The sequence below is a fragment of the Pseudomonas sp. P5_B2 genome (assembly GCF_056400445.1).
Genome location: NZ_JBFULH010000126.1, coordinates 1 through 10,902, shown reverse-complemented (window position 1 = coordinate 10,902; position 10,902 = coordinate 1). Strand labels below are relative to the sequence as shown.

8 protein-coding genes are annotated in these 10,902 nt (G+C 59.6%); 2 read left to right on the top strand and 6 right to left on the bottom strand.

Annotated elements, in window-relative coordinates; all coding sequences use genetic code 11:
• Window positions 1–293: 293 nt before the first annotated feature.
• Both AC1DRJ_RS12835 and AC1DRJ_RS12830 read left to right on the top strand, forming a co-directional pair.
• Complete coding sequence (locus AC1DRJ_RS12835; protein ID WP_477802477.1) at window positions 294–1,304, top strand: iron ABC transporter substrate-binding protein; 1,011 nt, start codon at window positions 294–296, stop codon at window positions 1,302–1,304.
• Window positions 1,304–2,869 (top strand): ABC transporter permease, encoded by a 1,566-nt coding sequence (locus AC1DRJ_RS12830; RefSeq protein ID WP_477802476.1) that lies wholly within the window; start codon window positions 1,304–1,306, stop codon window positions 2,867–2,869. Before AC1DRJ_RS12835 ends, AC1DRJ_RS12830 begins: the two co-directional genes overlap by 1 nt.
• Window positions 2,870–2,989: 120 nt before the next feature.
• Here the strand turns inward: AC1DRJ_RS12830 and AC1DRJ_RS12825 are convergent, their stop codons facing one another.
• From AC1DRJ_RS12825 to hflX, 6 genes are all read right to left on the bottom strand, one after another.
• A complete protein-coding gene (locus AC1DRJ_RS12825) occupies window positions 2,990–4,924 on the bottom strand; it encodes a methyl-accepting chemotaxis protein (RefSeq protein WP_477802475.1) in 1,935 nt (644 codons plus the stop codon).
• A gap of 151 nt (window positions 4,925–5,075) precedes the next feature.
• On the bottom strand, window positions 5,076–6,365 hold the full coding sequence (locus tag AC1DRJ_RS12820; protein WP_477802474.1) for an adenylosuccinate synthase: 1,290 nt from the start codon (window positions 6,363–6,365) through the stop codon (window positions 5,076–5,078).
• Window positions 6,366–6,419: 54 nt separating this feature from the next.
• A complete protein-coding gene (locus AC1DRJ_RS12815; protein ID WP_477802473.1) occupies window positions 6,420–7,607 on the bottom strand; it encodes an ATP phosphoribosyltransferase regulatory subunit in 1,188 nt (395 codons plus the stop codon).
• Window positions 7,608–7,922: 315 nt separating this feature from the next.
• Complete coding sequence (gene hflC, locus AC1DRJ_RS12810) at window positions 7,923–8,792, bottom strand: protease modulator HflC (RefSeq protein ID WP_477802472.1); 870 nt, start codon at window positions 8,790–8,792, stop codon at window positions 7,923–7,925.
• On the bottom strand, window positions 8,792–9,967 hold the full coding sequence (gene hflK / locus AC1DRJ_RS12805) for an FtsH protease activity modulator HflK (RefSeq protein ID WP_477802471.1): 1,176 nt from the start codon (window positions 9,965–9,967) through the stop codon (window positions 8,792–8,794). The genes hflC and hflK overlap by 1 nt, the downstream gene beginning before the upstream one ends.
• Before the next feature lie 96 nt (window positions 9,968–10,063).
• Window positions 10,064–10,902, bottom strand: an 839-nt coding sequence (gene hflX / locus AC1DRJ_RS12800; protein ID WP_477802470.1) for a GTPase HflX, incomplete at its 5' end; no start/stop codon positions are given.

Genomic DNA, 10,902 nt, shown 5'->3' with positions numbered 1-10,902 from the left:
TTGCGGGAGTGGGAAGTGGCTGCTGGAGCGGCTGGCACAGCACCTGTAGCAGCTGGCGAAGCCTGCGTTCGGCTGCGAAGCAGTCGTGAAATCGAGTGATGCGGTGTTTCAGGAAATCCGCGCGCTCAGGATTTACGACYGCTGCGCAGCCGAACGCAGGCTTCGCCAGCTGCTACAGGTGCTGTGCCAGCCGCTCCAGCAGCCACTTCCCACTCCCGCAAGGCGCACATGAGAAACAATATCGTTTATCATTGTTGCAAGTTTTTGCAATGCGACTGTGAGGAACCCTGCGAATGATGTTTCGAAATACCCTGCGCCGCGGCCTGACCTTTACCCTCCTCGGCCTGGCACTCGCCACCCCCCTCACCCAAGCCGCCGATCCGGTTTCCCTGACACTCTATAACGGTCAACACAAGGAAGTCGGCGACGCCATCGCCAAGGCTTTCGAAGCGAAGACCGGCATCCACGTCAACGTGCGCAAGGGCAGCAGCAACCAGCTCGCCAGCCAGATCGTGGAAGAAGGCGACCGCTCCCCCGCCGACGTGATTTACACCGAAGAGTCTCCACCGCTGAACAAGCTGGGTGAGCAAGGGCTGCTGGCCAAGACCGACGACGCGACACTGGCTGTCTTACCCAAGGAATATGTAGCAGGCAACGGCACCTGGATCGGCATTACCGCTCGAGTCCGGGTCGTTGCATTTAACCCCAAGCTGATCGACGAGAAGGACCTGCCCACATCGGTGATGGAATTCTCCGATCCAAAATGGCAAGGCAAGGTCGGCTTCGTGCCTACCAGCGGGGCCTTTCAGGAACAGGCCGTCGCGATCATCAAAGTGCACGGCATGGATGCAGCGGAAGAATGGCTGACTGGTCTGCGCGCGTTCGGCAAAACCTACAGCAACAACATGGTCGCCCTGAAAGCCGTGGAGAATGGCGAAGTCGCCACCGTACTGGTGAATAACTATTACTGGTTCGCCTTGCAGCGCGAGAAAGGCCAGCTCGATTCGAAACTGCACTACTTCACCGGCGGTGACGTCGGCGGATTGATCACCGTGTCCAGCGCGGCCGTGCTGAAATCCAGCAAACACCCACAAGAAGCCCAGCAATTCCTCGCCTATATGGCCAGCGAAGAGGGTCAGCGCGTAATCACCCAGACCACTGCTGAATACCCGCTACACAAAGGCATGGAGTCGGATCGCGGCCTCAAACCGTTCAGCGAACTGCAAGCCCCCAACGTCACGCCAGCCGATCTGGGCAATGCCGAACAAGCCTTGGACCTGGAACGTGACGTTGGCTTGAACTAATGAGCGCATCGTTATCCACCCTCGCCTCGCGCGGGGGGTACGTGCCACGGCGCAAGCGGCCGTCGATCTGGCTGCTGCTCCCGGTTCTGCTGCTGGTCGTACTCAGCCTGTTGCCGCTGATATATGTCGGACTCAAAGCCTGGCAAGCCGGTTGGGCCGAGGCATTGCATTTGCTGTGGCGACCTTATGTGCTTGGACTGCTGCGTAATACGTTGGCGTTGATGGCTGGCGTGACACTGGCCTGCGGCGTGATCGGCCTGTCGCTGGCCTGGCTGCTGGAACGCAGCAATCTGCCGGGACGTCGTTTGTGGGGCGTGATTCTGTGCCTGCCATTTGCAGTGCCGGCGTTTGTCAGCAGTTTCACCTGGGTTTCGCTCAGCGCTCATTTCGAAGGGCTGGGGGGGGCGATTCTGGTGATGACGCTGTCAAAGTACCCGCTGATCTTCCTGCCAGTCGCGGCGACGTTGCGCAATCTTGACCCCTCTCTTGAAGAATCTGCCCGGACACTTGGACAGAATCGCTGGGGCGTGTTTTTCAGAATCACGCTGCCGCTGCTCTGGCCATCATTGCTGGCGGGTTCACTGTTGATCGCGCTGCACATGTTGGTGGAGTTCGGCGCGCTGTCGATTATCGGCTTGCAAACCTTTACCACGGCGATTTATCAGCAGTTCGAACTGGAATTCAGCAATGCCAACGCGGCCATGCTGTCGGCGGTGTTGCTGGCGCTGTGCCTGATGCTGCTGTGGCTGGAACTGCGGGTTCGCGGCAAGGGCCGGCATGTTCGTACCGGCCAAGGCGCGGCGCGACAGGCGGAACAGGTTCAATTGGGCCCTTGGGCAGGTGTCGGACAGCTTTACTGCCTGACGCTGGCGATCATTGGCAGCGGCATTCCGCTGGGGATGCTGGTGTATTGGCTGGCGGTCGGTTCTTCTGCCGCGTTCCCCGTAGCGGCGATCAGTGAGGCACTGTTGTCGTCACTTGCTCTCTCGCTAGGCGGTGCAGCGCTCTGCCTGGTGCTGGCCGTGCCGGTGGGATTGCTGGTGGTGCGCCACAAAGGCCGATTGGCAATCTGGGCCGAGCGCTTGCCGTATCTGCTGCATGCGCTGCCGGGCCTGGTGATTGCGCTGACGCTGGTGTATTTCGCCCTGCACTACGTGCCGGCGCTGTATCAGACCTCGGCATTGCTGCTGATCGCTTATGCGCTGCTGTTTCTGCCGCTGGCACAGGCGCCGATTCGCACCGCCCTGAACAAGGCTGCACCGCAATTGGAAGAGGCGGCGCGCACGCTGGGCGCTACGTCGTTCTCCGCGTTTTGCCGGGTAACGTTGCCGATTATTTTCCCGGCGCTGGGCGCTGCGTTCGCGCTGGTGTTTCTGGATGCGATGAAGGAACTGACGGCGACGCTGCTGTTGAGTCCGACCGGGCTCAATACCTTGGCGACAGAGGTCTGGGCGCATACCGCGAATGTGGAGTTTGCGGCGGCGGCGCCTTATGCGGCGTTGTTGATTTTGGTGTCGGGGGTGCCGGTTTACCTGCTAACAACCCGGATGTATTTGAGGCGTTGAGACCGCTTTCGCGAGCAAGCCCGCTCCCACAATTGATTTGAGGTGTTCACACACTTTGTGTCCACCAACAATCACTGTGGGAGCGGGCTTGCTCGCGAAGGGGCCAGTCCGGACAATCGATTACGCCCTGAACTGCCCCAGGCTAGCCTTCAACTGCGCTGCCAGGCCATCCAGCACCTTGCCGCTGGCCGTGGTTTCAACCACCGCCTGAGCCGCCTTCTCAGCCTGTGCATGAATGGTTTCAACCCGCCCTCGCACCGCCTGCGCGCCTTGCGCTTGATGCGCGGCGGCCTTAGTCGCCAAACCAATCGCCGCATGCACCTGCTCGACCGACGCCTGCACCGACTGCTGCAACCGTGCACTGTCGCGCAACACCAGCAGACCTTCATTGGCCTGTCGCCCCGCCTGACCAATCACAGCCACCGCCTCACGCGCACCTTGTTGCAAGGCAACGATGTGCGCCTGAATGTCGCCGGTCGAGCTCTGCGTCTTGCTCGCCAGCGCCCGCACTTCGTCAGCCACCACGGCAAATCCACGACCGGTCTCGCCCGCACGCGCCGCTTCGATGGCCGCGTTCAGTGCTAGCAGGTTGGTTTGCTCGGCGATCCCATGGATCACCGTCAACACCACTTCAATCTGCTCGCTCTGCTGCGCCAGCCGCTCGATGACTTTCGCCCCGGTATCGACCTGCCCGGCCAACGCTTCGATCAGGCTGCCGACTTTAGCCGAGGTCCGGGTGTTTTCATCAGTGGCCGAACGAATGTCCACCACCTGCTGCAACGCCGCTTGCATGGCGTGGCTTTCTGACTGGGCTTCATCAGCCATCCGCGACAACGCGCGCAGGCTTTCGGCCACTTCATCGCGCTGCATTCCCGCCGCCTTGTCAGCCCCAGCATTACGCAGGGTCATAGCGCCGATTTCCACGCCGGTACGCTGAGCCACATCGCCCGCCTCGCGCACGATCGGTTGCAACTTATCCACAAAGCGATTGACCGCCGAGGCCATATCGCCGATTTCGTCCTTGCTGTTGATCTGCACACGCTTGGTCAGGTCGCCCTCGCCCGCCGCCAGATCATTCATGGCGCTGATCAGTAGCTTCAAGCGGGTGACCACCCGACGCCCCAGCACCACGGCCAGCAACAGCAGCACACCGCAACCGACCAGCGCCAGGCCCATGCCGATGCGCCAGCGCAAGGTCGCCGCCGCTTCCTGCACAGTGCTGGCGGTATTGGCTTTCATTTCAGAGGCCGTGGACTGTGCCGACTGCAAACGCGCACCCATGGCCGCCGCACTGTCTGCCGCCGCCCCCTTGAGGCTGTCGCCGACCAGTTGATCACTGCTGGCAATCAGCGCCGAGAAGCGCTTGTCCAGGGCTGCCAGGTCAGTTTCCACCGAGGCGGTCGAGACCCCCATCAACACCTTGCCGATTTCCACGCCGTTCGGGTTGATCGAGGCCTCAAGGTAATAAACCGATGGATCGTTCTTCGCCGCATCCAGCACTTTGTCCAGCGCGCGCTCGCCCTGACCTTTTTCCAGCAAGGCCTTGTTGATCGGATTTTCGCGATTCAGGTAGCGCGTCAGGTGCTGCCCTGTTGCATCGTCGTAGACCACGAACAACACATTGGGATTACGCTGTGCCCGCCGGGCAAATTCAGACAGGGTTGGAACGTCGCTGTCCCACATGGCGCGGGGGGCGACCGAGGCAAGAAGCTGCGCCATATCATTGGCGGAGTCCTTCAGGTCTTTTTCCAGCGTCGCGCGCAACTGAGCCTGCTCATCCTTCAAACGCGAAGACAATCCGGCGGTGAGTCGCTGACGCGTGCTGGTTGAAAGGTTGTCGAGACTCGACGTGACCTCACGTCCCGCCTGCTCAAGCTCGCCAGAGAGTTTTTGACTGTCGACGCCCAGGCGCACAGCCAAATCAGCTTCCAGCGCAGTCACTGTGCTCCGGGTCAGAGCAACAGCCACCAGCACCTGCACTAAAAGGGCGATACCCAAGGTAACGAACACAGGCCGCAACAAACGACTTTGTAACAATGAGAGAACGGCTGACACTTAAAATCCCTCTGCTTTGGCGCCATTAAATTGATGGCACACTGGAAGCGATGCTTTTAATCAACATCACAGCAAAGGTCATGCCGTCCAGCAGGCATAAAACGACAAAGACCCCAATTAAGGGGCCTTTGTGTTGTACATCAAGAACTTATTAAGCGAACGGGTGACGCAGAACGATGGTTTCGTTGCGGTCTGGGCCCGTCGAAATAATGTCGATCGGCGCGCCGATCAACTCTTCAACGCGTTTGATGTAGGCACGAGCGTTGGCTGGCAGCTCTTCCAGGGTTTTGGCACCCACGGTCGATTCGGTCCAGCCCGGCACTTCTTCGTACACAGGCTGAAGGCCTACGTAGCTGTCAGCGTCAGTCGGGGCAACGGCGTTGCCTTGCGCATCTTTGTAGCCGATGCAGATGTTGATGGTTTCCAGGCCGTCGAGTACGTCCAGCTTGGTCAGGCAGATGCCCGAGATGCTGTTCACATCGATAGCGCGACGCAGGATAACAGCGTCGAACCAGCCGCAACGACGGGCACGGCCGGTGGTAGCGCCGAACTCGTGGCCTTGTTTGGCCAGGTGCGCACCCACTTCGTCAAACAGCTCAGTCGGGAATGGGCCCGAACCTACTCGAGTGGTGTAAGCCTTGGTGATGCCCAGGATGTAGTCCAGGAACATCGGGCCAACGCCCGAACCGGTCGCCACGCCACCGGCGGTGGTGTTGGAGCTGGTCACGTACGGATAGGTACCGTGGTCGATGTCGAGCAACGAACCTTGGGCGCCTTCGAACATGATGTCTTTGCCGGCGCGGCGCAGGTCGTGCAGCTCGGCCGTCACGTCCAGCATCAGCGGCTTGAGCAGCTCAGCGTATTCCTTGCACTCGGCCAGGGTTTTTTCGAACTCGATGGCAGGCTCTTTGTAGTAACCGACCAGCATGAAGTTGTGGTAATCCACCAGTTCACGCAGTTTTTCTTCAAAGCGCGGCATGTTGAGCAGGTCGCCAACACGCAGGCCACGACGTGCAACCTTGTCTTCGTACGCCGGGCCGATGCCGCGACCGGTAGTACCGATCTTCAGCTCGCCACGGGCCTTTTCACGGGCCTGGTCCAGCGCCACGTGGAAGGACAGGATCAGCGGGCAGGATGGGCTGATACGCAGGCGCTCGCGCACCGGTACGCCTTTCTCTTCCAGCTTGGTGATCTCGCGCAGCAGGGCGTCAGGTGCGACCACCACGCCGTTGCCGATCAGGCACTGCACGCCTTCGCGCAACACGCCCGACGGGATCAGGTGCAAGACGGTTTTCTCGCCGTCGATCACCAGAGTGTGACCAGCGTTGTGGCCACCCTGGTAGCGCACTACGGCGGCAGCATGTTCGGTCAGCAGATCAACGATCTTGCCTTTGCCCTCATCACCCCATTGGGTGCCCAGGACTACGACATTCTTACCCATAACACTTGTCCTCATTCGCGCAAACTTGGTGCCGGCGGCGGCCGGCAGGAAAACTCAAGAAGCCAGCGGCAATACTTGCCAAAGCCCGTTCTGCTGAATCAATTGCCGGTCGCAGTCCGCTTCACGGGCGGCGGCCAAAAGCTGCCCAGGCAATGCCTGAACGACACGCTGACCCTCACTGCGCAACTGGCAAACCTGCTGCCAGAGTGCCGCATCCGTACTGTCAGGCATCCAGATACCGCCAGACGGTAGCTCGATTTCAGCACGCCCCAGGGTCACCAGGGTTTTCAAATCGGTAGAGAAGCCGGTGGCTGGACGAGCGCGACCGAAGTCGGCGCCGATGTCGTCGTAACGACCGCCCTGGGCAATGGACTGACCAACACCCGGTACGAACACCGCGAACACCACACCGGTGTGGTAGTGGTAACCGCGCAACTCGCCCAGGTCGAAGTACAGCGGCAGTTCCGGGAAACGCGCGGACAGACGTTCGGCAATCGCCAACAGGTCGTCCAGAGCAGCCAGAACGGGTTCCGGCGCACTTGCCAGCCGCTCGCGTGCAGCGCTCAACACCTCACGGCCGCCACACAAATCAACCAATGCGCGCAGCATGCCCGACAGATCGGCAGGCAGGCCTTCGGTCAAGGTAATGACCTCGTCGATGGCCTTGCGTTGCAACGCATCGAACAATTGTTGCTCGACTTCACCGGACAAACCGGCGGCGCGGGCCAGGCCACGGTAGATGCCGACATGGCCGAGGTCCATGTGCACATCCGGCACATCGGCCAGTTGCAGCATAGCCAACATCAGACTGATGACTTCCACATCGCTGCTCGGACTGCCATCGCCGTACAACTCGGCACCCAACTGGATCGGGCTGCGCGAGGACGACAACGCACGAGGCTGAGCGTGCAGCACGCTACCGGCATAGCACAGACGGCTCGGGCCTTCGCGGCGCAAGGTGTGCGCATCGATGCGCGCCACTTGCGGCGTGATGTCGGCACGGAAACCCATCTGCCGGCCCGATTGCGGGTCGATGACCTTGAAGGTACGCAAATCGAGGTCCGAGCCCGCGCCGGTCAGCAGGGATTCCAGGTACTCGATATGGGGAGTCACGACAAACTCGTAACCCCAGCTCTGGAACAGATCCAACACCTGACGACGCGCGACTTCAATGCGCGCCGCTTCTGGTGGCAGTACTTCTTCGATGCCATCTGGCAGCAGCCAGCGGTCTACCGTTGCCATTACGCCATTCCCCTATGATCCGGGCGGCAAGCCCTCGGGCGAGCCTTGAGTGAAGCAGAAAATGATCGGCTCATGAGCAAACCACGCGCATGAACGACACGGCGAAAAGCCTCAAACCGGCTTCGCCAACCACTTTCCTCGAAAATCCTGTCGAGTCATTCAACTCGGTCTTCTGCCTGAAAACAGCAATCAAACGTGCAGACGCAAAAAAGCCGGGAATTTCCCGGCTGCCGCATCATACACACGTTTTCCCAAAGGATCACCCCGCCCGAAGCTTTAGCCGCCAGGCGGGGGATGATTCAGGTCAACGCGGTATCAAGGCTTGGCTTTTTCCAGGTAACGGAAGAAGTCGCTGCTTGGGTCCAGGACCATGACGTCGGATTTGTTCGCAAAGCTTTCACGGTAGGCGCGCAGGCTACGGTAGAACGCGTAGAACTCCTGGTCCTGGCCGTAGGCCTTGGAGTAGATAGAAGATGCCTGGGCATCACCATCACCGCGAACCTCTTCAGATTCACGATAGGCTTCAGCCAGCAACACGCGGCGTTGGCGATCGGCGTCGGCACGAATGCCTTCTGCCAGCTCGTTACCCTTGGCGCGGTGCTCGCGAGCTTCACGCTCACGCTCGGTGCTCATCCGTTCGAACACGCTGCGGTTCACTTCTTTCGGCAGATCGATGGCCTTGACCCGAACATCGACGACTTCGATACCCAGTTCTTTTTCCGCCATCTTGTTCAGCGAAGCAGTGATGTCAGCCATCAACGCGTCACGCTCGCCGGAAACCACTTCATGCAGCGTGCGCTTGCCGAACTGGTCACGCAGGCCCGATTCCAGACGACGGGACAGACGCTCGTCGGCGATCTGCTTGAGGCCGGACGTTGCGGTGTAGAAGCGCTCGGCATCTTTCACGCGCCACTTGGCGAAGGCATCTACCATGACCGCTTTCTTTTCCAGCGTCAGGAAACGTTGTGTCGGTGCATCCAGCGTCATCAGGCGTGCGTCAAACTTACGCACCTGGTTAACGTAAGGCACTTTCACATGCAGGCCCGGCTGAACATCAGTCTGGACTACGCGACCGAACTGCAGCAACACCGCACGCTCGGTTTGAGCCACGATGTAGAAACAGTTCCAGGCAGCGATCGCCACGACGACGACGACAATAAGGGCGATCAGCGATTTATTGCTCATCAGCGACTCTCCCTGGTACGTGCTTGCTGTTGTTGCAGATCAGCTGCTGCACGCGCATTCGCTTCATTGCTGCTGGCTGCCGCGCCCGTCACCGGAGCGCTGCTGGTGTTGCGACCACTTTCAACCATCTTGTCGAGCGGCAAATACAGCAGATTGCTCTGGCCATTCTTGTTGCCGGTCACGAGCACCTTGCTGGTGTTGGTGAAGACTTCCTGCATGGTGTCCAGGTACAGACGCTCGCGAGTGACTTCAGGAGCCTTGCGATACTCGGCGACCAGCTTGGTGAAGCGATCGCCCTCACCCTTGGCTCTCGAGACAGTCTCGTCACGGTAACCATTGGCATCTTCGAGGATACGCTGGGCCTGACCACGGGCTTCCGGCACGACGCCGTTGGCATAGGTTTCAGCCTGGTTGCGCGAACGCTGCTCGTCTTCACGGGCACGGATCACGTCATCGAAAGCTTCCTGAACTTCACGCGGTGCCGCTGCGTTCTGAACGTTGACCTGGGTAACAGCGATACCGGTGCGATAGGTATCCATGAAGCGTTGCAGACGCTCCTTGATCTCGCTGGCCATCAACTCACGACCTTCAGTCAGTACCTGGTCCATGGCGGTAGAACCCACCACGTGACGCAAGGCACTGTCTGTCGCTTGCTGCAGGCTGATTTCCGGCTGGTCAACATTCAGCACGAAATCCTGCAGGTTGCTGATCTTGTACTGCACGGTCAGCGGCACCTCGACGATATTCTCGTCTTCGGTCAGCATCTGCCCCTGCTTGGTGTACGAACGCTCACGCGTCACGTTCTCCATGTACTTCTTGTCGATTGGCGGGAAATAGATGTTCAGGCCCGGGCCGACGGTTTCGTAGTACTTGCCGAAGCGCAGCACCACGGCTTGCTCCTGCTCATCGACGACGTAGACCGCGCTGTACAGCCAAACGGCCGCCAGCACGACAAGGCCGATGCCAAGAATGCCGCCGAAGCCGCCACTCTTGCCCGAACCACCTCCATCATCACCACGTTTCTTACCACCACCGAACAACCCGTTCAGGCTTTCCTGCAGCTTTCGGAAGGCCTCGTCGAGATCCGGTGGTCCCTTGCGGTCGCCGTTATTGCGGCGCTTGCCACCCCAAGGATCCTGATTATTCGAGTTGCCACCCGGCTCATTCCAAGCCATAGCGCTCTCCATCTGATAAAGCAAAGACGCACCCACGGCGCGCCGACCAATGCTACAGAATGCCTGTCACCACGGCACAACCGCTTTCTCAGGCTTTTATTGCAAAGTGTGTTGCTCGATGAAGTCATTCGGTTGCAAACCTTCGCGGCTCACCAATCGATTCAATTCGATCCGTGGCAAGCGAACGGCCAGCAAGCTGATGCCTTCTTCGTCGTGTTCTTCTTTCTGTACCGCACCGATTTCGAAAAACTGCGCACGCAGTCGAGCAAAACGTTGCGGCAAGCGCAAGGTGCCGATAAACAAATCAGTGCCGAGTAACTCGGCAATGGCTTGCTCAAGCAATTCCAGACCCGTGCCATCACGCGCCGACAGCCATACCCGCTGGGGTTTGCCGTTTTCGTCGCGCTGGATTTGTGGCTCAACGCCTTCAAGCAAATCGAGTTTGTTATAGACCTCGAGGATCGGCAAGTCCTGGGCACCAATCTCGCCCAGCACCACCATCACCTGCTCGATCTGCAACATGCGATCTGGTTCAGCCGCATCGATCACGTGCAACAACAGGTCGGAGTTGCTCGACTCTTCGAGCGTAGACCGAAATGCCTCGACCAGCTTGTGGGGCAAGTGACGAATGAAACCTACGGTGTCCGCCAGGACAATCGGCCCCAGATCGTCTAAATCCAGACGGCGCAGGGTCGGGTCCAGCGTGGCAAACAATTGATCAGCCGCGTAGACGTCGGATTTCGTCACGTTATTGAAGAGCGTGGATTTACCGGCGTTGGTATACCCCACCAGCGACACGGTAGGGATATCCGCACGCATACGGCCACGTCGCGACTGTTCGCGCTGGCTGCGCACTTTCTCCAGCCGCCCCTTGATCTGTCGCAGGCGAACCCGCAGCAAACGGCGGTCGGTTTCCAGTTGGGTTTCACCCGGTC